The sequence below is a fragment of the Nocardioides salarius genome, assembly GCF_016907435.1.
GTDB classification, from domain to species: Bacteria; Actinomycetota; Actinomycetes; order Propionibacteriales; family Nocardioidaceae; genus Nocardioides; species Nocardioides salarius.
Map to the genome: position 1 here is coordinate 4,139,833 of NZ_JAFBBZ010000001.1, position 23,784 is coordinate 4,163,616.

The window sequence follows — 23,784 nt, forward strand, 5'->3', positions numbered from 1 at the left end:
GTGACGCCTCACAGCACCAGGTCGAGAGCGAACGGGCCGATCGTGACGGTGAAGACCGTGATGAGGACGACGCCGAGCACGTTGAGCACGGCCCCGCCGCGCGCCATGTCGGCGATGCGCACCGCACCGGTGCCGAAGACGATGGCGTTGGGCGGGGTGCCGACCGGCAGCATGAACGCGCAGGTCGCCGCGAGCGCGGCCGGGATCAACAGGGTCACCGGGTCGACACCGAGGCCGGCGGCGACGCCGCCGAGCACGGGGATGAAGGTCGCGGCGGTCGCGGTGTTGCTGGTGACCTCGGTCAGCAGCAGCACCAGCGCGACGACGGCGGCGAGCAGCAGGACGATCGGCAGCGCGCCCAGAGCGCCCACCTGCTCGCCGAACCAGGCGTCGAGCCCGGTGGCGGCCACGGCGCCGGCGAGGCTGAGGCCGCCGCCGAACAGGAGCAGCACGCCCCACGGGAGACCGCGCTCGGCGTCCTGCCACTCCAGGGTCATCCGGCCGCGGTCGTCGCCGGGGATCAGGAACATCACCAGGCCGGCGGTGATGGCGATCGCGGTGTCGTCGAAGCCGTCGAGCCAGGGGGCCCGCTCGCCGAGGTCGCCGATGCTGGCCAGCACACCGGGCACGACCCAGAAGAAGGCCGCGGTGGCGAAGACCGCCAGCACCACCTTCTCGCCCTGGCTGGCCGGGCCGAGGTCGTCGATCTGGGAGTCGATCAGCTCGCGCCCACCAGGGATCGAGTCGAGCCGGAAGCGGAAGATCACCCGGGTCACCAGCAGCCAGGCGAGGGCCAGGAAGACCACCACGAGGGGGAGGCCGAGCATCATCCACTCCGCGAAGCCGACGTCGCGGCCGAGCTCGGTGGACAGGTAGCCGGCCACGATCGCGTTGGGCGGCGAGCCCAGCAGGGTGCCGAGACCGCCGATGGAGGCCGCCCAGGCGACCGAGAGCAGCAGGGCGACGCCGAAGAGCCGCACGTCGGGGTCGTCGATGACCTCGTGGAGGCTCTCGCGCCCGCCGAGGCGCTCGGTGAGCTCGGCCTCGTCGGTGCTCTGCCGGCTGCCGGCGCTGTTCTCGACGACCAGTGCCAGCACCGACAGGGCGATGGGCAGCATCATCAGCGTCGTGGCGGTGTTGGAGACCCACATGGACAAGAAGGCCGTCGCGATCATCATCCCGAGGATGATCCGGCGCGGGTGGGTGCCGACGCGGCGCAGCGTGAGCAGGGCGATGCGCCGGTGCAGGTCCCACTTCTGCATGGCGATCGCGATCAGGAATCCTCCGAGGAAGAGGAAGACGATGGGGTCGGCGTACGGCGCCGTCGCGTCGGGGACGGCGACGCCGTCGGTCAGCGCGGGCAGCAGCGCGATGGGCAGCAGGGCCGTGGCCGCCAGAGGGAGGGCCTCGGTCATCCACCAGGTGGCCATCAGGGCGCCCACGGCGGCGACGACGCGCCCGTCCTGGGAGAGCTCGGCGCCACCCAGGGCCAGGTAGACCGCGGCGGCGATGACGACGCCGAGCACCCGCACCCCCCACGTGTGCCGTGCCGAGCGGGTGGGCCCGCCCTCGTGCTGCGGCGGCGCCGCCTGGTCCGTGCTGGTCATGGTGCCTCCCGAGAGAGACCGGCCCTGGACGTGTCAGCCGATCTGCTTCACCTCACACCTGGGCGATCGGGTCGGGCTCACCCCTGACGGTGGGGCGCGAGCTGGTCGCGGCGTACCTTGCCGGTCGCGGTGCGGGGCAGGTCGGGCACGTGGGTCCAGGTCTTGGGCCGCTTGGGCGGAGCGAGGTGCTGGCGGGCCCAGTCGTCGAGCTGCTCCTCGGTCGCCGCGCCCACGACCGCCGCGCAGACCCGCTGGCCCCAGTCGGGGTCGGGGACGGCGAAGACCGCCACGTCGTCGACCGCGGGGTGCTCGCGCAGGGCGTGCTCGACCTCGAGCGGGTAGACGTTGACGCCGCCGGTGATGATCAGGTCGGTGCGTCGTCCGTCGAGGTAGAGGTAGCCGTCGTCGTCGAGGCGGCCGACGTCGCCGACGGTGAAGGCCGGACCGTCCGGCGTCTCGCGCCAGGCGGCGGCGGTCTTGTCGGGTGCGCCGTGGTACTCGAAGCGGGCGTGCTCGGGCACGGTGCACCAGATGGTGCCGTCGTCGTCGACGTGCAGGCGGCGCCCGGGTCGCGCCCGCCCGACGGTGCCGGGGCGCTCGAGCCACTCCTCGCTGCGGCAGGCGGTGAACTGGCCCTCGGTGGAGCCGTAGAACTCCCAGGTGGAGCGGGGAGGGAAGGTCTCGAGGAGGCGTCGCTTGGTGGACAGGGGACAGGGCGCGCCGGCGTGCGCGACGACGCGGAAGCTGCTCAGGTCGGGGGTGCCGACCTCGTCCCAGTGCGCGAAGAGGCGCTGCAGGTGCGTCGGCACGCAGAACATGGTCGTGGGCCGCTCGGTCTCGATCGCCCGGGTGGTCCGCTCGACGTCGAACGGACCGGGCACGACCACCCGGCCGCCGGCCAGCACCGTGCCCATGGCGAACCGGAGCGGCGCGGAGTGGTAGAGCGGGCTGAGGACGAGGTTGACGTCGGTGGCGGCGAAGCCCCACAGGTCGCGCTCCTCGGCGACCAGCGCTGCCGCGTCGGCGGGGGAGAGCAGTCCGCTGCTCACGCCCTTGGGGGTGCCGGTGGTGCCGCTGGTGACGTGCATCGGGCGGGCGCGCGGCATCCACCCGCTCAGCGGGCCTTCGGGGCGGACGTCGTCGAGCAGCGCCGCCAGTGCCTCCTCGTCGGTGACCACGAGGGCGGGGTCGAGGCCGCTGAGGATGCGCTCCCGCTCGTACGCCGTCAGCCGCGGGTCGAGGGGCACCGGCAGGACGCCGCGGGCCAGCAGCGCCATCACCGCCTCGAGGAGCAGCAGCGAGCCGGACACCAGCAGGGCGACGCGCGAGCCCTCGGGCAGCGGGGTGGGCATGGGCCGATGGTAGGTGGGGACGTCCGGCCGGCGGCGGGCGGTTCAGCGCCTGCGGCGCTCGCGTGCGCGCAGCTCCCAGCCCCGTAGGGGGTGCTGGGTGAGGTGCCATCGGGGGTCGTGGGCGCGGTGGTGGTGCCAGGAGCACAGGGGGATGGCTTCGAGGTCGGTGTCGCCGTGGTGTGACCAGGGGATGAGGTGGTGGATCTCGGACCAGGCGAACGGTCTTTCGCAGGTCCCGATGGCACAGGTGTCGTGGACGAGTGCGAGGGCTTTTCGTTGGTGGTGGCTGTGCAGCCGTCTGGTTCGGCCGAGGTCGAGCGGGACGGATGTGGTGTTGAGGACGGCGGGGACGAGGCCTGCCTCGCAGGCGAGGCGGCGGAGGTCGCCGGCGGCGGTGCGGATGCCGGTGTCGAGCTTGGCGGTGCCGGTCTCGTCGGGGCCGTGCCAGTCGGGCCAGTCGGCGGGGTCGATCTTCCCGGCTTGGGTGAGGTCGTGGGTGAGGTCCTCGGCGGTCATGGTGACCAGCAGGGTGAGGGCGTTGGCGCCGTTCCAGCCGTCGGTGGGCAGGTGCTCGATGAGCTCGCACAGGGCGTTGCCTGCGATTTCCCAACCGGACAGTCCGTGGCCGGGGCCGGTGGGCGCCGATTCGTCGTAGCCGGAGATGGTCTCGCCCTCGGGGCTGGTGCGGGTCTTGTTGAGCCGCCGTGGGGCGGAGAGGGTCTCGAGTGCGGTGCGGAGCAGGGAGCCGTGCAGCTCGGGGATGGTGAACTTGCCGGAGTAGGTGCCGTCGCCGTTGTCGTGCAGCGCGAGGTAGGTCTCGTGCTTGGCACGGCGGGATTCGCGGCCGAGCATGATCGCTTCGTGCTTGTCGGCCAGGTCGCGGTCGACGATGTCGAGCATTCGTCGGGCGGCTTGGCGGAGGCGTTTGGGGTTCATCGGGCGCCCGGTGCGGGTGCCGACGCCGCTGGCCTTGTTGACCAGGACCTCCTCGGCGGCCGCGAGCTGGTCGGGGGTGGTTTCGAGGGGTGCTTGTTCGGCGGCGGCGACGATGACGCGGACCTGGCGGGTGGTGATCGCACCGGTCGCGTAGGCCTCGCGGGCGTGGTGGTACTTGGTGCGCAGCAGCTCGGCGATCCGAGCGCCGCCGGCGAGGACCTCGCGGGACTGTCCGGTCAGTGCGGCGGCCCAGGCGTCGGTGCCGGTGGCGGCCTCGGCGTCGGCGACCTGGCGACGTTCTGCCTCACCGAGCACGTCACCGAGCAGGGCGGAGGCCTCGGCCTCGAGGCCGGAGAGTGCCTGCACCAGGGCGGCGAGGTCGTCGACCGGCTGGTCCTTCAGGTCGCCCTCGCGCGCGGCGGCCATCGCTGCACGAGCGGTCGCGACTGCCTGCGCCACCGGACCGGCCTCCGCGGCCGGGAAGCTGCTCGCGGGCACCCCGGCACCCGGGTCGGGGACCCGGTCGCTGGTGGGGTTCTGGAGCAGCCTCATGCCCACCATTCTCCCAAGCCGAGAGCCCGATGGGAACACCAGTTCGACAATCTGTGGAGAACTTCTCGGTGTTGCCTGAGTGGTATCTAGGAGCCGGCCTCGAGGACGAAGAAGATGAACCCGATGAAACGGGTGGGATCGGATTCGCTGGGTGGCAGCAGCTCGGGCGGCGTCTCGGGCGAGACCGGCGGCTCGCTGATCGCCAGGATCCGAAAACCCTCGGCGGTGAAGGAGTCCGACATCGCGCTGAGGGACCGGTACCAGATCGTCAGCGTCGCGAAGACGCCGTCGAAGTCGTACTCCTCCTCGTTCGGCACGGTCGCGAAGTAGTCCAGCTCGGGGTACAGCACCGGCGGGATGACAGGGTGATTGACCACCACGACCAGCCGACCGCCCGGCTTGAGCACGCGCCGCAGCTCAGCCAGCGGCCGTGACCAGTCTTCGAGGTAGTGCAGGACGAGCACCGCCAACGCGTCGTCGAAGGCCTCGTCGTCGTACGGAAGCGGCTGGGTCAAGTCGGCCACCTCCAGGTCGGCCTCGGCTCCAAGCCGTTCGCGGGCGAGCCGGATCATCGCGGGGCTCGCGTCGAACCCAGCCACGCTCGCTCCCCGCTCCTCCAAGTCGGCGAGGAGCGGACCAGAACCGCAGCCGGCGTCGACGATCCGCCGCCCAGCGACATCACCGAGCAGGTCCAGCACCGCAGGCCGGGCGTACCACCTGTTGAACAGACCCTCCTCGTTCGCCCGCGCGTAGGCGTGCACGACGCACACATCGCGACGGACGATCGGCCGCACCTGGGCGTCCTCCTAGTCGCGGGTTCCCGCGCGACGCAGACGCTGGAACCACACGACCAGCCCGACGAGCACCGCCATGACGGCGGTCGCCACCACCCAGCCGGGCGCGCCCGCGTACAGCGCTGAGAAGCCCACCAGGGCCAGGACGAAGGCCCCGACGAGCAGCACCAGGATCGTCAGCACGCCCACCATCAGGCGAGCTGTGCGGGACGGCAGCGGTAGCTCGCTCACGACGCTCACAGTGCCGACCGGCTCCGCTCCTGGCAACCCCCGGGCACCGACACGGCGCAGGGGCCGTCCTCTCGCCCAGCCGGGCACGCGTGGGGCTGCGGAGTCCTTGACCCGCGCCGGCGGCGGGCAGAAGATCGAACCAGTGCTGAGGAGGTGGTCTCGGTGGACGAGTACCTGGTCGTGGCCAACCAGACACTGGGTGGCGAGAAGCTCGAGCGCACGGTCCGCGAACGCATCGAGCGGGGGGACAGCAGCTTCTACGTGCTGGTGCCGGTGACGCTTCCTCCCGACGAGAGCGGGTGGTCCGGCGGCTTCGTGCCCTACGAGGGCATGTCCGGAGTGGAGGCGCGGGCGTGGTTCGAGCAGGACGGTGAGCACCGGCGCAAGACGATGGAGGAGGCCCGCAGTCTCGCGGAGCGGCGGTTGGCGAAGATGACGCGAGCGATCGAGGGGGCCGGGGCCCGGGCGGAGGGCGCCGTCTGCGACGCCGACCCGATCGAGGCCGTCAAGGAGCAGGTGGCGGAGCACTCCTACTCGGAGGTGATCGTCTCGACCCTGCCGGGACGGCTCTCGCGCTGGTTGAGGCTGGACCTGCCCAGCCGGGTGGCGCGGGCCTCGAGAGCGCCGGTGACCACGATCGAGGCGGACGAGCGGCCTGACCCCTAGTCGTCGCGAGCGGCCTCGCCGTCGGCCTTCAGCGCGGCGGCGAACTGGTCGAAGGAGTCCTGGAAGTCGGGCAGCGAGCGGGTGATGAGCGGCGCCAGGGGACCGGTGAAGTCCTCGGCCATCGTGAAGGTGCAGCGCTCGGGGCCGTCCGGCTCGACCTGGAAGGTCCGCCGCCCGGTGAAGAGCCCCACGGGCAAGCCCCCGCTCCACGTCATGGACCGGGGCGGGTCGACGTCGACGACCTTGAGCCTGAAGCCGCGCTCGGGGTTCAGCTCGGAGACCAGCTTGACGCGCTGCCCCTCGCGGATCGTGCCGGCGACGTCGACGACCCCGTTGTCGGCCCGGTTCCACCAGGCGGCGTCGGTGAGCAGCCGCCAGACCCGACCGGCCGGGGCGTCGATCGCGGTGCTGGTGCTCGTCGTGGTGGTCATGGTGTGCCGCCTCCGGTGGTCGGGCCCTGATCGTCCCAACGGGTCGGCGGTGCGGGAAGGCGCGACCCGGGTCCGATGGGCAAAATCCTCGGGCCACGACGTAGCGTGGCGCCCATGCGAGTGGGTCTCACAGGAGGTGTCGCGTCGGGCAAGAGCACGGTCGCGGCGATGCTGGCCGAGCTGGGCGCCGTCGTCATCGACGCCGACGCCCTGGCCCGCGAGGTGGTCGAGAAGGGCACCCCGGGGCTGGCCGCGGTGGTCACCGAGTTCGGCGAGCGGCTGCTGACCCCCGAGGGCGACCTCGACCGGCCCGCGATGGGCCGCCTGGTCTTCGGCGACGACGCCGCACGCAAGCGGCTCGAGGCGATCGTGCACCCGCTGGTCTTCGAGCGCTACGCCGAGCTCGAGGAGTCCGCCCCCGACGGCGCGCTGGTCGTGCACGACATCCCGCTGCTCGCCGAGTCGGGCCGCGCGGACGGCTTCGACGCCGTCGTCGTCGTCGACGTGCCCACCGAGACCCAGGTCGAGCGGATGCTGGGCCAGCGCGGCTGGACCCGCGAGGACGCCGAGTCGCGCATCGCCGCCCAGGCCACCCGCGAGCAGCGCCTCGCCGTGGCCACCCACGTCATCGACAACACCGGCAGCCTCGACGACCTGCGCGCCCAGGTGCAGGCCGTCCACGACCAGCTCCGGACGGCCGCGTGAGGCGCCCGGGCGCGCTGGCGGCCGCCGCGCTCAGCCTGGGGCTGCTGGTCTCCGGCTGCTCGGGCGCCACGGACGAGACCACCACCGCCGGCAGCGGGTCGGGCACGCCGTCGGCGGACGCGACCGTCGAGCCGGGGGAGCAGTCCCAGGAGCCCGAGCAGCCCGAGGAGACGGTCGACCCCGACCAGGCCACCTCGTGGGGCCCCACCGAGGGCGAGCTCGCCGAGGCCCGCGAGGTCGTGGCGCAGATGAGCCCCGAGGAGCTCGCCGGCCAGGTGATCGTGGGCCGCTACGCCGGCACCGACCCCGCCGAGCCGGCGCAGCTCGTCTCCGACCTGCACCTCTCGGGCGTCTGCGTCACCGGCGACAACGTCGTCGACGAGGCCCAGGTGCGCGCCACCACGGCCGCGGTCTCCCGGGCCGTCGCCGACAGCGGCCGCGACTTCCCGGCCGTCATCGGCGTCGACCAGGAAGGCGGCACGGTCTCCCACCTGCGCGGCATCGCCACCGAGTTCCCCGCGTTCCGCACCGCCGGCGAGGCCGTCGACGGCAACGGGCGCAGCGGCAAGGTCGCGGTGCGCGAGGCGGCGTACACGACCGGGCTCGAGCTGCGCGACCTCGGCTTCACCTGGGTCTACGCCCCCGTCGCCGACGTCACCATCGGCGCCGCCGACCCCACGATCGGCAGCCGCTCGCCCTCCAGCGACCCCCGGCTGGCCGCCAAGGCCACGGCGGCCGCGGTCGACGGCTTCGACCGCTCCGGCACCGTCTCGACGACCAAGCACTACCCGGGCCACGGCGGCGCCACGGCCGACAGCCACCTCACCCTGCCCGCCCTCGACACCCCGGTCGAGGAGCTGGAGAAGCGCGACCTGATGCCCTTCCGCGCCGCCACCAAGGCCGGGGCGCCGTCGGTGATGATCGGCCACCTCGACGTCGAGGCGCTGGCACCGGGCACGCCCTCGAGCATCGCCCCCGAGGTCTACGAGCACCTGCGTGAGGAGGTCGGCTTCGAGGGCGTGGCCATCACCGACTCGCTCGGCATGGGCGCGGTGGCCGGCATCCCCGACCTGGCCGTCAAGGCGCTCGTCGCCGGGGCCGACCTGCTGCTGATGCCCGCCGACACCCGCCGCACCCACGCCCGCGTCACCAAGGCGATCAGCGGCGGCGAGGTCGCGCCCGAGCGCATCGAGGAGGCGGCGGCCCGGGTCGTGGCGCTGCAGCTGTGGCAGGCCCGCGTCGCGCAGGAGAAGCAGGTCCCCGACGACGTCAGCGCCCGGGCGGCCGAGGCCGCCCAGGCGCTGGAGGTCGCGGCGTACGCCGCCCCGTAGGCCGATCCTCCCGGCCGCCGGGTGGTTCTCGTCGGCTCAGGCGGCCAGGTCGGGGTCGGCGAAGCGGCGCAGCTTCTGCAGCGCCTCGCGCTCGAGCTGACGCACCCGCTCGGCCGAGATGCCGTGCTTGGCGCCGATGTCGGCCAGCTTGTGCTGGCGCCCGTCGGCCAGTCCGTAGCGCGAGCGGATGATGTCGGCCGCCCGGTCGTCGAGGTGGCCGACGAGGGCGTTGAGCCGGTCGCGGGACTCGACGTCGATGACGTTGAGGTCGGGGCCCGGGGAGGTCTCCTGGGCCATCAGGTCGCCCAGGGAGGTGTCGCCGTCCTCGTCGACGGGGGTGTCGAGCGAGACGTGCTCACGACCCCACGACAGCAGGTCGAGGACCCGGTCGACCTCCATGCCCAGCTCGAGAGCGATCTCGGCCGGCTCGGGGTCGCGGCCCAGCTGGCGCTCCAGGGTGCGGCGCGCGCCGCCGACCTGGTTGAGCTCCTCGACCACGTGCACGGGCAGCCGCACGACGCGGGCCTGCTGGGCGATGCCGCGGGTGATCGCCTGGCGTACCCACCAGGTGGCGTACGTCGAGAACTTGTAGCCCTTGGTGTAGTCGAACTTCTCGACCGCCCGGATCAGGCCGGTGTTGCCCTCCTGGATCAGGTCGAGCATCGGCATCTGGGCCCGGCCGTACTTGCGGGCGATCGAGACCACCAGGCGCAGGTTGGCGGTGATGAACGTGTCGACCGCCTGGCGACCCTGCTCGGCGAGCCACTCGAGCTCCTCCTGGGTGGCCCGGCCGGGTGCGCCGCCCTTGCGGCGACCCACGCGGCCCTCGGCCAGCAGGTGCTCGGCGTACAGGCCGGCCTCGATGGTCTGCGACAGATCCACCTCGGCGGCGGCGTCGAGGAGCGGGTTGCGGGCGATCTCGTCGAGGTACAGCCCGACGCTGTCGCGGCCCTCGATCTCGCGGCCGGCGGCAGGTGCGGTACGGGTGGCGGTGCGGGTGGCCATGGAACCCCTCCTGAAGTCACGTGGTCGCTCTCGCGCTCCCACGTCGTGTCCAACGCTCCTGCAGTGGCCCGGATTCCCGTTCCGCCATGGAGCCTTCACCATCAAGGACGTCCGGCCCGACCCCGGAGTTGCATCGTCGACCAACTCTCAGGGACTTCTCAGGGCCTCGCATCCTCACTGGTTGTTCGGTGCCCCGCCCGCGCCGGATGCCTCTCACCCGCCAGGGTGGGACACGTCACCTCCCGGGGCTCCCCGGCACTCAGGAGTCGGCCAGGCCCATCCGGTCGAGCATCCACGCCAGCGCGAAGGCCCGGTCGTGCCACGCCTTGTAGCGGCCCGACACGCCGCCGTGCCCCGCCGACATCTCGGTGCGCAGCAGCACGTCGGGCCGGTGGTCGGGGGCGGTGGCGCGCAGCCGGGCCACCCACTTGGCCGGCTCCACGTAGAGCACCCGGGTGTCGTTGAGCGAGGTCTCGGCCAGGATCGCCGGGTAGTCCTGCTCGGTGACGTTGTCGTACGGCGCGTAGGAGGCCATGTAGTCGTAGACCTCGGGGTCGGCCTCGGGGTTGCCCCACTCGTCGTACTCGGTGACCGTCAGCGGCAGGCTGGCGTCGAGCATCGTGGTGAGGGCGTCGACGAACGGCACCTGCGCCACGATCCCGGTGAACATCTCGGGGGCCTGGTTGGCCACCGCTCCCATCAGCATCCCGCCGGCGCTGCCGCCCTCGGCGACGAGCGTCTCGGGGCGCGACCACCCGGTCGCGACGAGGTGGCGCGCGCAGGCGACGAAGTCGGAGAAGGTGTTCTGCTTCTTGGCCATCTTGCCGTCGTCGTACCAGCGCCGGCCCATCTCGCCGCCGCCGCGCACGTGGGCGATGGCGAAGGCCGCGCCCCGGTCGAGCAGCGAGAGGCGCGCGATCGAGAAGTAGGGGTCGATCGAGGCCTCGTAGGAGCCGTAGCCGTAGAGCAGCGTGGGGACCGGGCGGGTGCCGCCGCCGTCGTCCTCGCGCGAGCCGCGCCGGGCCACGATCGAGATCGGCACCTGCTCGCCGTCGTCGGCGGTGGCCCACAGACGGTGCTCCTCGTAGTCGTCGGGGTCGTAGCCGCCGAGCACGGGGGCGCGCCGCAGCAGCGTCAGCCCGCGGCTGCGCACGTCGTAGTCGTAGACCGAGGAGGGCACCGCCATCGAGGTGAAGCCCAGGCGGACCGTGGGCTGGTCGAAGGTCAGGTTGCCGCCCGCGCCGACGGTGTAGACAGGCGCGTCGAAGGGCACCAGGTAGTCGTCGCCGACACCGTCGGGGCCCAGCTCGATGATCCGCAGCTGGGTCAGGCCGTGGCTGCGCTGGTGCACCACCAGGTGGCCGGCGAAGGCGTCGACCTCCTCCAGGCGCACGGCCGGGTCGTGGGCCACCAGCGGCTCCCAGCCGGCTGCGGGGGTGGGGGAGACGGGGGCGCTGGCGATCTCGAAGTCGGGACCGGTGGCGTTGTGCAGGACCAGGAAGCGGTCCTCGCCGGCGAGCACCGCGTGCTCGAGGGAGTACTCCACGTCCTCGACCCGCTCCGCGAAGACCTGCCAGCCGGCCTCGGGGGCGTCGGCGTCGAGGAAGCGGTACTCCGAGGTGGTCTTGCTGCCCGAGGCGATGACCAGGAAGCGGTCGGAGCGGGTGCGGCCGACGCCGACGAAGAAGCGTCCGTCCTCCTCGTGGTGCACCAGCTCGTCCTGCGACTGCTCGGTGCCGAGCCGGTGGCGCCAGACCTTGTCGGCGCGCCACGACTCGTCGACCGTGGCGTAGTAGAGGTTCTCGCCGGCGCGGTCCCACGTGGTGCCGTGGATGACGCCCTCGATGACGTCGGGCAGCAGCTCGCCGCTGGCCAGGTCCTTGATGCGCGCGGTGTAGCGCTCGTCGCCGACCACGTCGACGCTGTAGGCCAGCAGGGTGGCGTCGGGGCTGATGCTGGCACCGCCCAGGGAGAAGAACTCGTGGCCCTCGGCCAGCGCGTCGAGGTCGAGCAGCACCTCCTCGCCCGGCAGCGCGGGCTGGTCGGGGGCGCAGTCCTCGGCGGGGGTCGGCGGGGTCCAGTCGTCGGGCCCGGCGACCGGCACGCGGCAGGTCGCGCCGTACTCGCGGCCCTCGAAGGAGCGTCCGTAGTACCAGTGGTCGCGGTTGCGCGTCGGCACCGACAGGTCGGTCTCGCGGGTGCGGGCCCTGATCTCCTCGAAGATCCGGGTGCGCAGGTCGGCCAGGTGGGCGGTGCGGGCCTCGGTCCAGGCGTTCTCGGCCTCCAGGTGCGCGCGCACCTCGGGGGAGTCCTTCTCGCGCAGCCACTCGTAGTCGTCGTGGCGGGTGCGACCGTGGAGCTCGCGCTGCGTGGGACGCCGCGGCGCCACCGGGGGAGCCACGGGCGGGTGCGGGGACGTGGAGGAGGACATGGCTGCCAACCTAGAGGCGGGGCGATAACGTCCGCACATGCGGTACGTCGACCTGAACGCCGACCTCGGCGAGGAGGTCACCGACGACGCCGGGTTGCTGGGCGTGGTGACCTCCGCGAACCTCGCCTGCGGCTACCACGCCGGCTCGGTCGCGATCATGCGCGCGGTCTGCGAGGAGGCGGCCCGGCTGGGCGTCTCGATCGGTGCGCAGGTCTCCTACGCCGACCGTGAGCACTTCGGCCGGCGTCCGCTCGACGTCGCCGCCGGCACGCTGCGCGAGCAGGTGGCCGACCAGGTCGGCATGCTGGTCGAGATCGCGCAGTCGGCGGGCACGTCGGTGCGCTACCTCAAGCCGCACGGCGCGCTCTACCACCGCACCACCACCGACCCCGAGCAGGCGCGCGCCGTGCTCGAGGGCTCCGGAGGCCTGCCGGTGCTCGGGATGCCCGGCGTGCTGCTGGACCTGGCGGCGGGGCTGGGTCGCGAGGTGCGGCACGAGGGCTTCCCCGACCGCGGGTACGACGCCAGCGGGCGCCTGGTGCCGAGGGGTGAGCCGGGTGCGCTGCTCGAGGGCGTCGGCACCGTGGCCGACCAGGCGCTGCGGCTGCTGCGCGAGCCGCCCGGTGGCGTGGCCGGTCTCGCCTCCCTCTGCGTGCACGGCGACAGCCCCGGCGCGGTCGAGCACGCCCGCGCGGTGCGCGCCGCGCTCGAGGCCGACGGCTGGACCCTGCGCGGGCTGTGAGCATGGAGCCTTCGAGCGCGGCTGACCCCGTGCACGTGCGCGCCTTCGGGCCCACCGCCCTGCTGGCCGAGGTCGACGACGCGGCCGCCGCGCTCGCCCTGGCGACCTGGCTGCGCGAGCGCGGGGTGGCGGCCGCCGACGTGGTGCCCGCGGCTCGCACGGTGCTGCTCGACGGCCTGGACCCGGCCGACGTCGGCCCCACCCGCGCGCTGCTCGCGGGCTGGCGCGGCCAGCCGATCGCGGGTGGTGACCGGCGACCGGCGGGCGGCGGTCCCGTCGTCGAGCTGGCGGTGGTCTACGACGGTCCCGACCTCGACGACGTGGCCGACCTGTGGGGCGTCTCGCGCGAGGAGGCCATGGCCCGCCACACCGGCCTCGAGCTGGTCAGCGTCTTCTGCGGCTTCGCTCCCGGGTTCGCCTACCTCTCCGGGCTGCCTGCGCAGTGGGCGGTGCCGCGGCTGGGCACGCCACGGACCCGGGTGCCCCCCGGCTCGGTCGCGCTCGCCGACACCTGGTGCGGCGTCTACCCCACCGCCTCGCCGGGCGGGTGGCGGCTGCTGGGCCGCACCAGCGCCTCGCTCTGGGACGTCGACCGCGACCCGCCGGCACTGCTCGCGCCCGGCACCCGGGTGCGCTTCGTCGCCGCGGAGGCGCCGTGAGCGTCCGCGCCCTCGAGGTGCTGGCCACGGGGCCGCTGTGCACGGTGCAGGACCAGGGCCGCCCCGGGCTGGCCCACCTGGGTGTGCCCCGCGCCGGTGCGCTCGACCGGCCGGCCGCCGACCTCGCCAACCGGCTGGTCGGCAACCCGCCCGGGGCCGCGCTGCTCGAGGTGGTGCTCGGCGGGCTCGAGGTCCGGGCCACCGCCGACACGTGGGTCGCCGTCACGGGTGCTCCCGCACCGGTGGTGGTGGGGCGCCGGCCCGCTGCCCCGGGCCGCGCCGAGCGCCTGCCCGCCGGAGCCGTGCTGCGCCTGGGCGCCCCACGGGCCGGCGTGCGCAGCTACGTCGCCGTCGCCGGCGGGATCGACGTCGCCCCCGTCCTCGGCTCGCGCTCGACCGACACCCTCGCCGGGGTCGGCCCGCCGGTCCTGGCACCCGGCCAGCGGCTGGGCCTGGGGCCGCCGGCCGGGCCGCCCGCGCCGGTCGAGGCGCCCGCGGTCCCGCCGCGGGGCACCCCCACCGGCGTGCTGCGGGTGCACCCCGGCCCACGGCTCGAGCGCCTCGGCCCGCAGGCGCTCGCAGAGCTGTGCGCGACGGCGTACGTCGTCGGGGCGGAGGCGGACCGGGTCGGGCTGCGCCTCGACGGGCCGCCGCTCACGCACGCGGACGCGGGCGAGCTGCCGAGCGAGGGGATGGTGCTGGGCTCGGTGCAGGTGCCGCCCAGCGGGCGGCCCGTGGTGTTCCTGGCCGACCACCCGCCCACCGGCGGCTACCCCGTGGTGGCCGTGGTCGACCCGGGGGACCTGTGGCAGTGCGCGCAGCTGCGACCGGGGGACCCGGTGCGCTTCACGCGGGCCCGCTGACGGGCTCGTCCTCGTCGGGCTCCGTGGGCGACCACGGTGTCAGGGCGGGGTCGTCGTCGGGGAAGGAGCGCACCGGCCCGGCCGGCGTCTCGCGGGTCTCGAAGCGCACGGTCACCACCCCGCGCCCGGCTCCCCACACCCAGCCGCGACCGAGCTCGGCGTGCTCGACGTCCATCCCGGGCGCCCAGGCCCCGAGGTGCCGGGCGCGCGGCGGCTCGGGCAGCTCCTCGTCCTCGGTCTCGTCGTCGGCGTCGTCGGCGAAGAGGTCCTCCTGCACCCAGTCGGCCAGCCCCGAGACGCCCACGCCGAGCAGCCGGACCCCGGCGCGGACCTGGGGCCCGGTGTCGGGGCCGGCCACCAGCTCGGCCAGCAGGGCACGGGCGCTGCGCGCGACCGTCGGGCCGTGGTCGGTGGGGGAGGCCAGCGTCGTCGAGCGGCTCAGCGTGGTGAAGTCGTGGAAGCGCACCTTGATGCTCACCGTGCGCCCCGACAGCCCGGCCGCCCGCAACCGGGTCGCGACCTCGCCGGCCTGGCGCGCCAGCAGCCCCTCGATCAGACGCAGGTCGGACAGGTCGGTGTCGTAGGTGCCCTCGACGCTGACCGACTTGGCCTCCCGCTCGGCCACCACGGCCCGGTCGTCGCGCCCGCGCGCCATCTGGTGCAGCCCGCCGCCGTGGGCCCGGCCCAGCAGGCGCACCAGCTCGTCGAGCCCGGCGGCCTCGAGGTCGGCCACCGTCACGATCCCGGCGCGGCGCAGCCGCTCGGCCGTCGCCGGGCCGACCCCGGGGATGATCGTGGCCCGCATCGGGCGCAGCAGCTCCTGCTCGGTGCCGGGTGCGACCACGACCAGCCCGTCGGGCTTGTCGAGGTCGCTGGCGATCTTGGCCACCAGCTTGCTGGTCGCCAGGCCCACCGACGCGGTGAGCCCGTCGGTCGCCTCGTGCACCCGCCGGCGCAGGTCCTGGGCGAAGTCGGTGACCGTCGCCACCTCGAGGTCGGGCAGGTCGGCGCGCTCGAGGTCGACGAAGGCCTCGTCGAGCGAGAGCGGCTCGACCAGGGGAGAGACCTCGCGCAGCAGGCCCATCACCACCCGGCTGGCCTCGCGGTAGGCGTGGAAGCGGCCCGACAGGAACGCCGCGTGCGGGCAGCGCGAGCGGGCCTCGCGGGTCGACATCGCCGAGCGGACCCCGTGCACCCGCGCCTCGTACGACGCCGTGGCGACCACCCCGCGCCCGCCGACCCCGCCGACGACCACGGGCTTGCCGCGCAGCGAGGGCTTGTCCCGCTGCTCGACCGCGGCGAAGAAGGCGTCGAGGTCCAGGTGGAGGACCGAGGCCTGGGAGCGCACCCCGGCACGCTACCCGCGCCGCGCCACCGGCCGTGCACAGGCGGGGCCCCGGCGCGGCTCCTCCCCAGCCGTGGCGCGGGGCCCGACCGTGACCCGGAGGCGGGGGCAGCCTCGGGCCATGACGTTCCCAGAGATGCCTTCCCCGTCAGCCCCTCCGCACGGCTTCGTGGCCCGTGACCCCGCCGACGTCCTGGCCGTGGTGCCGGTGCTGCTCGGCTTCGAGCCCGAGGACTGCGTGGTGATGCTGACGTTCGGCGCCGAGCACCAGTTCCACGCGCGGCTCGACCTCCCCCCGGCCGACGCGAGCGACGCCCGGGTCGCCGAGCTCGCGGGGCTGCTGGTCGAGCCGGCGGTGCGTCACCACGTCTCCGGGGTGCTGCTGGTCGTCTACTCCGACGAGGCCGAGCGGGCGCGGCGCAGCGCCCGCTGCCTCGTCGACGCGTTCAGCGCCGCGGGGATCACGGTGCTGCGCGCGATCCGCGCCGACGGGGAGCGGCACTGGCCGGCGACCGGTCCCGGCGAGGGCACGGCGTACGACGTCAGCGCCCACCCGGTGCGGGTCCAGGCCGTGCTCGACGGCCACGTGACCCGCCGCTCGCGGGCCGACCTCGCCGCGACCCTCGACCCCGACGGGCGCGGACGCGCCGACGTGGCCCGGGCGCTGGACCACCGGCCAGCCCTGACCGCCGACGAGGTCTCCACGCTGCTGCTCTCCTGCCTGGCCACCGGCAGCGTCCCCGGCCCCCACGAGGTGGCCGGGCTGGTGCGCGCGGTGGCCGACCCGGTCGTGCGCGACGTCGCGTGGCTGATGATGACCAGGCAGGACGCCGACCGGCACGTGGTGCTCTGGTCCGACGTGGTGCGACGCACCCCCGACGAGTGGCTGCCCGGGGCGGCGGCGGTGCTCGGCTTCGCGGCCTGGCTCTCCGGCAGCGGGGCCCTGGCCTGGTGCGCCCTCGACCGGTGCCTGTCCGTCGACCCCGACCACATCCTGGGCGGCTACGTGGCCCAGCTCCTCGAGCGCGCGGTGCCGCCGCACGCGTGGGCCGGCGCCGGGCGGCCCGCCTGAGGGGGGTCCCTCCGGGGCGCGGGTGGGCCTAGGGTCGGGGCATGGGTGAAGAGGTCGAGGCTCAGGAGTTCAGCCGCGCGGACCGCACGCGGCACCGCGCCAAGGTGCGGCGCTGCCTCGACGTGTTCGCGCGCATGCTGCGCGAGGCGGCCTTCGACACCGACGACCCGATGACCGGTCTCGAGGTCGAGCTCAACCTCATCGACGAGCGCGGCGACCCGGCGCTGAAGAACGCCGACGTGCTCGAGCGGATCGCCGACCCCGACTTCCAGACCGAGCTCGGCCAGTACAACATCGAGATCAACGTGCCGCCGGCCCGGCTGCGCGAGGGCGGGCTGACCCAGTTCGAGGACGAGCTGCGGCGCGACCTCGACGACGCCGAGGCCAAGGCCTCCGAGGTCGGCGCCCACCTGCTGATGATCGGCATCCTGCCCACGCTGGCCGACGGGCACATGACCCGGCAGACGCTCAGCGCCAACCCCCGCTACGCCCTGCTCAGCGACCAGATCCTCGACGCGCGCGGCGAGGACATCGCGATCTCGATCTCGGGTGCCGAGACCCTCGAGACCACCGCCGACTCGATCGTGCCCGAGGCCGCCTGCACCAGCACCCAGTTCCACGTGCAGACCTCGCCCGACCAGTTCGCGGCCTACTGGAACGCCTCGCAGGCGATCGCCGCCCCCCAGCTGGCGGTGGCCGCCAACTCGCCGTACCTGCTGGGGCGCGAGCTGTGGCGCGAGACGCGGATCCCGCTCTTCGAGCAGGCCACCGAGACCCGCAGCGAGGAGCTGAAGGCCCAGGGCGTCCGGCCGCGGGTGTGGTTCGGGGAGCGCTGGATCACCTCGGTCTTCGACCTGTTCGAGGAGAACGTGCGCTACTTCCCGGCCCTGCTGCCGGTCACCGAGGACGAGGACCCGCTCGAGGTGCTGGAGTCGGGCGGCACCCCGGCCCTCGCCGAGCTGCGGCTGCACAACGGCACCGTCTACCGGTGGAACCGGCCGGTCTACGACGTGGTCGACGACGTGCCGCACCTACGGGTCGAGAACCGGCTGCTGGCCGCCGGTCCGACGGTGGTCGACACGGTCGCCAACGCCGCCTTCTACTACGGGCTGGTGCGGGCCCTGGTCGACTCGCCGCGCCCGCTGTGGTCGCAGATGTCTTTCAGCGCCGCGGAGGAGAACCTGCACGTCGCCGCGCAGCAGGGCATCGACGCGCAGATCTACTGGCCCGGGGTCGGCCAGGTGCCGGCCACGGAGCTGGTGCTGCGCCGCCTGCTGCCGATGGCGCACGAGGGGCTGGAGTCGTGGGGCGTCGAGGCCGACGTGCGCGACCGGCTGCTCGGGATCATCGAGCAGCGCTGCCTCACCGGCGTCAACGGAGCCGAGTGGTTCGTGGAGCGGATGCGGCGCCGCCGCGGCGAGGACCGCTACGACGCCCTGCGGGCCACGGTGCTGGAGTACCGCGAGCGGATGCACACCAACGAGCCCGTGCACACCTGGGACTAGCCCGAGCGTGCGCGCAGCCGCTTCCAGCTGCGCGAGAGGCCCGACCTCGGGTCGCGCCACCCGTGCCGCCCGACCAGCACCAGCTCGACCGGGCGGTCCAGCTCGCCCGCGGCCGCGCGGGTGGCTGCCAACCAGCAGGCGTCGTCGTCCTGGGTCTCGAGGTCGCCGGGTCGGGTGATCCAGACCAGCGGCTCCGGGTGGTCGACCCGCGACAGCAGGGCCAGCAGCACGTCGGTGCGCACCCCGAGGTCGTCGGGGTCGCCGGCGGCGCAGGCGAAGACCACCTCGCCGCCACCCGGACGACCCACGTGCACGACGGTGGGGTGGCGGCGGCGCCGCTCTGCCTCGACGTGGCCGAGCACCGCCAGGCGCAGGGTGCGTTCGAGGGGGCGCGGCAGCGGCTCGTGCAGGCCCTCGCTGTCGGGTGGTGGGTGCACCCGCCCAGCCTGCCCGTCCTGGCCGTGGCCCGCAGTGCTCCTCCACAGCCGTCCGGGGTGAGCCGCGATCGGTTAGCGTGCCCAGAGCACGGTCGACGCGACCGAGCGCAAGCGAGCCGAGGAGGAAACGATGGGCACCGTCGTGGTCGGGTACGTCAACAAGCCGGAGGGGCGCGCCGCGCTGGCGCGGGGGATCGAGGAGTCGAAGCTGCGCGGGCTGCGGCTGGTCGTGGTCTCCTCGCACCGCGGTGGCCAGGAGTACGACACCCAGGCCGCGGGCAAGGCCCAGGTCGAGCTCGACGAGGTGCGCGCCGAGCTCGAGGGCACCGGAGTCGACTTCGAGCTGCGCCAGCTGGTGCGCGGCTTCGAGCCCGCCGAGGACCTGATCGGGCTGGCCGCCGACAGCGATGCTGAGCTGCTGGTCATCGGGCTGCGCCGCCGCTCGCCGGTCGGCAAGCTGATCCTGGGCTCCAACGCGCAGCGCATCCTGCTGGACGCCTCCTGCCCGGTGCTGGCTGTCAAGGCCTGATCGACGATCGCGGACACCTGCGCGGTGGGTGTGCGGCGCGGTGGTAGAACGTCCGCATGACCACCACCGCACTCGGAGGCACCCCCGTCACGCTCGTGGGTGACCTCCCCGCCACCGGCAGCCCCGCTCCCGACTTCCGCCTCGTCGGCACCGACCTGACCACCGAGGTCACGCGCCCCACCGACCAGCGCACCGTGCTCAACATCTTCCCCAGCGTCGACACCGGCGTCTGCGCCGCCAGCGTGCGCGCGTTCAACGAGCTGGCCGCCGGACTGGCCGACACCCAGGTCATCTGCGTCTCGGAGGACCTGCCGTTCGCCCAGGCCCGCTTCTGCGGCGCCGAGGGCATCGAGTCGGTCGTGGCGGCCTCGGCCTTCCGCTCCACCTTCGGCCAGGACTTCGGCGTCACCCTCGTCGACGGCAAGTTCGAGGGCCTGCTGGCCCGCTCGGTCGTCGTCATCGACCGCGACGGCACCGTGCTGCACACCGAGCTGGTCCCCGAGATCGCCCAGGAGCCCGACTACGACGCGGTGGCCGCCGCACTGGCCTGACCCGCCACCCCACGACGTACGACGCCCGCTCCCGCACGCTGCGGGGGCGGGCGTCGTGCTGCGCCGGGCGCCGTCAGACCCGGTCCTGCTCGTCGGTCGCCGAGGCGTCCTGCTCGTCGTCCTCGGGGTCGACCTCGGCGACGGGGTGGTCGGGCTGCTCCTTGGTCGGCTCGCCGGTGCGCTCGCGCACCTGGTCGTCGAGGTAGCGCACCACCACGGCGAGCACGGCCACCGCGGGCACGCCCAGGAAGGCCCCGGCCACGCCGTAGAGGGTCGAGCCCAGCACGATCGTGAGGAGCACGACCCCGGCGTGCAGGCGCAGGCTGCGGCCCTGCAGCCACGGCAGCAGGACGTTGCCCTCGAGCTGCTGGACGCCCAGCACGATGGCCAGCACGATCAGCGCGGAGACCCAGCCGTTGGCCACGAGCGCCACCAGCACGGCGAGCGCCCCGACGGTGACGGCACCCACGATGGGGGCGAAGGCGGCGATGAAGGTGATCACCGCCAGTGGCACCGCCAGCGGCACGCCCACGACGAGCAGGCCGATGCCGATGAGGACGGCGTCGATGAGACCCACGAGGGCCTGGGTGCGCACGAAGCCGCCCAGGGTCGCCCAGGCCCGCGAACCGACCTCCACGAGGTGCGGCCCGGCGCGCTCACCGGTGAGCTGGTGCAGCCAGGGCAGGAACCGGCGGCCGTCCTTGATGAAGAAGAACGACAGGACGAGCGTCAGGACGAAGGTGATCAGCGCCGAGGTCACCGCGCCGACACCGACCAGGACTCCCGAGGCGATGCTGCTGGCACTGGACTGCAGACGGTCCTGCGCGGCCTCGACGAAGGTCTCGACCTGGGTCTGGGTGATCTGCAGCGAGCTGTCGGCGACCAGCCGCTCCACCTCGGCGAGCCCGAGCGAGGCGGAGTCGGCCAGCTCGACGGCCTGCTCGCCGACGGAGGGTGCGATCGTCACGCCCAGGGCGGTGACCAGGCCCAGCCCGACGAGGATGACCGTCAGCGCCGCGGCGGCCGCCGGCAGCCGCCACCGGCGCTCGAGCCACCGGGCCGGCGGCTGCAGCACGGTCGTCAGGATCAGGGCCAGCACGACGGGCAGCACGATCGACCAGCCCTTGCCGACCAGCCAGCCCAGGGCGACCGCGCCGAGCGCGACGAGGAGCCAGCGCACGGTCCAGCGGGCCAGCCAGTCGATGCCGCGGCCCACGACCTCCTCGCGGGACGGGGTGCTGGAGGAGAGTTGGGGGTGCATGCCAGCAGACTAGGTCGTGCGGGCCCGTGTCCTCCGCACGGCCGCTCCCACGGGCAGGCCGGCGGCGAGTGCCACCGCGCTGACCACGGCCACGGCGCCGGAGGAGACCAGCACCGTGCCCAGCCCGGCGCTGGGCACCAGCGAGCCGGTGACCGCGGGCGTCACGATCGAGGTCACCGCCCCCACGACGAGGGCGACGGTGAAGGCGGTGCCGGGGCGCTCGGGCTCGACGTGCGCGGTCCAGATGGCCAGCACCGACGACCCGACCATGAATCCGGCGCCGAGCACCACGGCGGAGCCGAGCACCAGCGGCGCACCGGAGGCCAGCCCCAAGCCGCCCAGGGCGAGACCGACCACCCCGAGGCTGGCGGCTCCCACACCGGCGGGGCCCAGGGCGGCGGTCATCCGCCCGGTCCAGAAGGCCACCAGCCCCCCGAGCCCGATCAGGGCGAAGACCAGCGCCGGCGCCCAGTCGGCCAGTCCGGCCTCCTCGGCCGCGTCGCTGGCGTAGGTGAAGTAGACGGTGATCGCCACGAAGTACGTCACGGTGTACAGGAGCGGGACCAGCAGCCGTCCCAGCAGCCGTCCCAGGTGCAGTCGCTGGCCGCCCTCCTGCCGCTCGGGCGGGGGCAGCGCGGGGACCAGACGCAGGTTGAGGGTGGCGGCGACCGCGGCGGCCACGGCGATGCCTGCCCAGGTCAGCCGCCACGAGACGAGGGGCGCCAGGAGGCCCAGCGCTCCCAGCCCCACGAGGCCGACCCCGGTGCCGGTGGTGACCACGGCCAGCAGCGTGGGCCGGTGCCGAGGGTCGGCCACGGCGCGGAGCACGTCGGAGTACGGCGCCCACACCCAGCCCGCCGCACTGCCCGCCAGCACGGCTCCGGTGGCCAGCACCGCCGCGTTCGGCGAGAGCGCCACCATGGCGCAGCCCAGTGCGCCGCAGACCCCTCCGACGGACGTGGGGGCGCGAGGCCCGCGCCGGGCCACGAGCACGGGGACCCCGAGCAGGCCGATCAGGTAGCCGACGAAGGTGGCGCTGGCCACCAGCCCCGAGAGCTGCTCCGACAGGTCGAACTCGGCCTGCATGTCGGGCAGCGTGAGGCCGTAGGCGTAGCGGGCCATGCCGAACGCCACCCCGACCACTGCTGCGCCTCCGGCCGCGGCGCGGATCTCTTGCTTCTCCATGCCGCTGGGCTACCCGTCCACCGCCCCGGTCACACACGCACCCGGGTGAGGAGCAGCTGCTGGTACGCCGCCGCGGCGCCCAGCACGTCCTCACACCGACTGGCGCCGCTGCTGGGCCCGCTCGCCCTCGGCTCCCGGTTGCGGCGGCTCCGGCGGGCGTGCGGGCGACGGGTCGACAGGCCCCTGGTCGAGCCGGAACGGAGGGTAGGTGTCGGTCATGAGGGCGACATAGGCGACGACGCGGTAGACCCATCGGTTCAGGCCGACGAGCAGGTCGAACAGCGGCGCCGGGTAGCTGCCGGTGAAGAGCAGGAGGAGTCCGGCGGCCAAGGTGAGCGCGCCGATGAGGCCGCCGACGATGGGCTGGAGGTCGTCGTCCAGGGTCCAGGTGCCCGCCAGCACGGCCAGCACGACCAGGTGCGGGATGGCCAGGAGCCACCACTTGACCAGCACCAGGCCCCGCGAGAGCCATTCGGGGTGGGCGACGTCGAGGTCGGCGGGGTAGTCGGCGTGGTCGAGGGTGAACGGCGGGTAGCGGTCGGTGCCGATCGCGTTGGTGCAGTAGAACTGCACCCGCCAGGTCCAGCGCAGCACCCCGACGTTGAAGTCGAACAGGCCTCGGGTGTAGCGGCCGGTGACGAGGATGGCGAAGAACGCGACGACGGTGAGCACCACCAAGGCCGGCCACAGCAGGGCGAGCACGATGAAGTGAGGGATCGCCAGCAGCCACTTCACCAGCCACAGCCAGCGGCTCAGGTCCTGGTCCTGGTGGCCGGAGATGGTGACGGGCGACGGCACCGCCTGGTCGGCGCCGGCGATCACCCCTGACGTGGGTGCGGGGACGGGGTCCGGGCGCTGCTGGTCGGCTGCGGAGGGTGCGTGAGCGCCGTGGACCACCAGGAGTGCGCCGCCGAGGATCAGCAGCAGGCCGAGTGCCCCGAGCACCCAGGCGAGCGGCGCCAGCATGTCGACCCGGCCGCCGGCGCTCAGCCCGGTGCTGAGACCTGGTGACCCGTCGCCGTTCATCACCACCGCGGTCCAGTTGCCGGGGCGCACGTCCCAGGTCAGTGTCTGGGTGCCGGAGCCGATGCTCCGGTCGCTCCAGAAGTCCTGCTCGGAAGGGGGCGTCGGCAGGGACCCGCCGGAGCCCCGGCGGGTCAGCGTGTAGTCGAACGGGTCGGTGACCAGGTCGCCGATCTCGTCGTACGACGCCGCGGCGAGGTAGCGCTCCACCTCCTCGCTCGGGCCGATGCCCACGAAGACGGGCGAGCCGCCGCTCGTGGCCCTCAGCCGCAGCGTCACGATGTCCCGCTCGGTCCACCGGCCGTCGGGTCCGGCGGCTCCCAGGTCGAGCACCGGGCTCGTCAGGGCCACCGTCTCGGTGCTGATCTGCTCGGTGGTGGTCGAGAAGAAGCCGTCGTCGTCGCGCTGGGTCGCGAGCGCCCACCCCAGTCCGGCCCCGGCCAGCAGGAGCGGCAGGCCGACGAGGGCCAGCAGGACACCGATCACCAGTGGGACCGGACGGCTGGTGCGGGTGGGCGACGTCGGGACCGGCGGGGGAGCGTCGCGTGCGTCGGGGGGATCGGTCATGCCG

Annotated in this window: 23 protein-coding genes; 10 read left to right on the plus strand and 13 right to left on the minus strand. The window is 74.0% G+C overall.

Features of this window, described 5'->3' with window-relative positions; translation table 11 throughout:
* Positions 1-8: 8 nt before the first annotated feature.
* The 5 genes from JOE61_RS19855 to JOE61_RS19875 form a co-directional block, all read right to left on the minus strand.
* Positions 9-1,607: an SLC13 family permease gene (locus JOE61_RS19855; protein ID WP_193670286.1), complete on the minus strand. Its 1,599-nt coding sequence runs from the start codon at positions 1,605-1,607 to the stop codon at positions 9-11.
* Between the two features lie 77 nt (positions 1,608-1,684).
* On the minus strand, positions 1,685-2,959 hold the full coding sequence (locus JOE61_RS19860) for a class I adenylate-forming enzyme family protein (protein ID WP_193670287.1): 1,275 nt from the start codon (positions 2,957-2,959) through the stop codon (positions 1,685-1,687).
* Between the two features lie 42 nt (positions 2,960-3,001).
* Positions 3,002-4,447, minus strand: a complete 1,446-nt coding sequence (locus tag JOE61_RS19865; RefSeq protein WP_193670288.1) for an HNH endonuclease signature motif containing protein — start codon at positions 4,445-4,447, stop codon at positions 3,002-3,004.
* A gap of 86 nt (positions 4,448-4,533) precedes the next feature.
* On the minus strand, positions 4,534-5,241 hold the full coding sequence (locus tag JOE61_RS19870; RefSeq protein ID WP_307823119.1) for a class I SAM-dependent methyltransferase: 708 nt from the start codon (positions 5,239-5,241) through the stop codon (positions 4,534-4,536).
* A 12-nt stretch (positions 5,242-5,253) separates the two neighbouring features.
* Positions 5,254-5,472: a hypothetical protein gene (locus tag JOE61_RS19875; protein ID WP_193670289.1), complete on the minus strand. Its 219-nt coding sequence runs from the start codon at positions 5,470-5,472 to the stop codon at positions 5,254-5,256.
* A 162-nt stretch (positions 5,473-5,634) separates the two neighbouring features.
* Here JOE61_RS19875 and JOE61_RS19880 point away from each other — a divergent pair, with 162 nt between their 5' ends.
* Entirely contained in the window at positions 5,635-6,138 is a 504-nt protein-coding gene (locus JOE61_RS19880; RefSeq protein WP_193670290.1) for a putative universal stress family protein, read from the plus strand.
* On the opposite strand, the gene JOE61_RS19885 is transcribed toward JOE61_RS19880, so the two are convergent.
* Complete coding sequence (locus JOE61_RS19885; RefSeq protein WP_193670291.1) at positions 6,135-6,569, minus strand: SRPBCC domain-containing protein; 435 nt, start codon at positions 6,567-6,569, stop codon at positions 6,135-6,137. The two genes, JOE61_RS19880 and JOE61_RS19885, sit on opposite strands and share 4 nt — an antisense overlap.
* A gap of 114 nt (positions 6,570-6,683) precedes the next feature.
* On the opposite strand from JOE61_RS19885, the gene coaE reads away from it, so the two are divergent.
* The gene (gene coaE / locus JOE61_RS19890; protein ID WP_193670292.1) at positions 6,684-7,274 is read left to right on the plus strand and encodes a dephospho-CoA kinase; all 591 of its coding nucleotides are present in this window, start codon (positions 6,684-6,686) and stop codon (positions 7,272-7,274) included.
* Positions 7,271-8,605 carry a glycoside hydrolase family 3 N-terminal domain-containing protein gene (locus JOE61_RS19895; protein ID WP_307823120.1) on the plus strand — a complete coding sequence of 445 codons (1,335 nt, stop codon included), beginning with the start codon at positions 7,271-7,273 and terminating at the stop codon, positions 8,603-8,605. Before coaE ends, JOE61_RS19895 begins: the two co-directional genes overlap by 4 nt.
* A gap of 36 nt (positions 8,606-8,641) precedes the next feature.
* Here the strand turns inward: JOE61_RS19895 and JOE61_RS19900 are convergent, their stop codons facing one another.
* Together JOE61_RS19900 and JOE61_RS19905 are read right to left on the minus strand one after the other, a co-directional pair.
* A complete protein-coding gene (locus tag JOE61_RS19900) occupies positions 8,642-9,610 on the minus strand; it encodes a sigma-70 family RNA polymerase sigma factor (RefSeq protein ID WP_193670293.1) in 969 nt (322 codons plus the stop codon).
* A gap of 259 nt (positions 9,611-9,869) precedes the next feature.
* Complete coding sequence (locus JOE61_RS19905) at positions 9,870-12,041, minus strand: S9 family peptidase (RefSeq protein ID WP_193670294.1); 2,172 nt, start codon at positions 12,039-12,041, stop codon at positions 9,870-9,872.
* Between the two features lie 37 nt (positions 12,042-12,078).
* Between JOE61_RS19905 and JOE61_RS19910 the strand changes: the two genes are divergently transcribed.
* From JOE61_RS19910 to JOE61_RS19920, 3 genes are read left to right on the plus strand one after another with little or no spacing between them, the layout of a single operon-like run.
* The gene (locus JOE61_RS19910) at positions 12,079-12,783 is read left to right on the plus strand and encodes a 5-oxoprolinase subunit PxpA (protein WP_193670295.1); all 705 of its coding nucleotides are present in this window, start codon (positions 12,079-12,081) and stop codon (positions 12,781-12,783) included.
* Positions 12,784-12,785: 2 nt separating this feature from the next.
* On the plus strand, positions 12,786-13,442 hold the full coding sequence (locus JOE61_RS19915; RefSeq protein ID WP_193670296.1) for a 5-oxoprolinase subunit B family protein: 657 nt from the start codon (positions 12,786-12,788) through the stop codon (positions 13,440-13,442).
* Positions 13,439-14,305 carry a 5-oxoprolinase subunit C family protein gene (locus JOE61_RS19920; RefSeq protein WP_193670297.1) on the plus strand — a complete coding sequence of 289 codons (867 nt, stop codon included), beginning with the start codon at positions 13,439-13,441 and terminating at the stop codon, positions 14,303-14,305. Before JOE61_RS19915 ends, JOE61_RS19920 begins: the two co-directional genes overlap by 4 nt.
* On the opposite strand, the gene JOE61_RS19925 is transcribed toward JOE61_RS19920, so the two are convergent.
* Positions 14,289-15,653: a DNA polymerase IV gene (locus JOE61_RS19925; protein WP_193670298.1), complete on the minus strand. Its 1,365-nt coding sequence runs from the start codon at positions 15,651-15,653 to the stop codon at positions 14,289-14,291. The two genes, JOE61_RS19920 and JOE61_RS19925, sit on opposite strands and share 17 nt — an antisense overlap.
* 118 nt (positions 15,654-15,771) lie before the next feature.
* On the opposite strand from JOE61_RS19925, the gene JOE61_RS19930 reads away from it, so the two are divergent.
* The gene (locus JOE61_RS19930; RefSeq protein ID WP_193670299.1) at positions 15,772-16,722 is read left to right on the plus strand and encodes a DUF4192 domain-containing protein; all 951 of its coding nucleotides are present in this window, start codon (positions 15,772-15,774) and stop codon (positions 16,720-16,722) included.
* 41 nt (positions 16,723-16,763) lie between these two features.
* Positions 16,764-18,227 carry a glutamate-cysteine ligase family protein gene (locus tag JOE61_RS19935; protein WP_193670300.1) on the plus strand — a complete coding sequence of 488 codons (1,464 nt, stop codon included), beginning with the start codon at positions 16,764-16,766 and terminating at the stop codon, positions 18,225-18,227.
* Here the strand turns inward: JOE61_RS19935 and JOE61_RS19940 are convergent.
* Positions 18,224-18,664 carry a hypothetical protein gene (locus JOE61_RS19940; protein ID WP_307823121.1) on the minus strand — a complete coding sequence of 147 codons (441 nt, stop codon included), beginning with the start codon at positions 18,662-18,664 and terminating at the stop codon, positions 18,224-18,226. The genes JOE61_RS19935 and JOE61_RS19940 overlap by 4 nt on opposite strands.
* A gap of 130 nt (positions 18,665-18,794) precedes the next feature.
* On the opposite strand from JOE61_RS19940, the gene JOE61_RS19945 reads away from it, so the two are divergent.
* A complete protein-coding gene (locus JOE61_RS19945) occupies positions 18,795-19,193 on the plus strand; it encodes a universal stress protein (RefSeq protein WP_193670301.1) in 399 nt (132 codons plus the stop codon).
* A gap of 56 nt (positions 19,194-19,249) precedes the next feature.
* Complete coding sequence (gene tpx, locus JOE61_RS19950) at positions 19,250-19,744, plus strand: thiol peroxidase (RefSeq protein ID WP_193670302.1); 495 nt, start codon at positions 19,250-19,252, stop codon at positions 19,742-19,744.
* Between the two features lie 73 nt (positions 19,745-19,817).
* On the opposite strand, the gene JOE61_RS19955 is transcribed toward tpx, so the two are convergent.
* The 3 genes from JOE61_RS19955 to JOE61_RS21925 all read right to left on the minus strand — a co-directional run bounded on the left by JOE61_RS19955 (position 19,818) and on the right by JOE61_RS21925 (position 23,780).
* Positions 19,818-21,005 carry an AI-2E family transporter gene (locus tag JOE61_RS19955; RefSeq protein ID WP_193670303.1) on the minus strand — a complete coding sequence of 396 codons (1,188 nt, stop codon included), beginning with the start codon at positions 21,003-21,005 and terminating at the stop codon, positions 19,818-19,820.
* Between the two features lie 9 nt (positions 21,006-21,014).
* Positions 21,015-22,190, minus strand: a complete 1,176-nt coding sequence (locus JOE61_RS19960) for an MFS transporter (RefSeq protein WP_193670304.1) — start codon at positions 22,188-22,190, stop codon at positions 21,015-21,017.
* A gap of 90 nt (positions 22,191-22,280) precedes the next feature.
* Positions 22,281-23,780 (minus strand): DUF4389 domain-containing protein, encoded by a 1,500-nt coding sequence (locus JOE61_RS21925; RefSeq protein WP_193670305.1) that lies wholly within the window; start codon positions 23,778-23,780, stop codon positions 22,281-22,283.
* Positions 23,781-23,784: the final 4 nt, after the last annotated feature.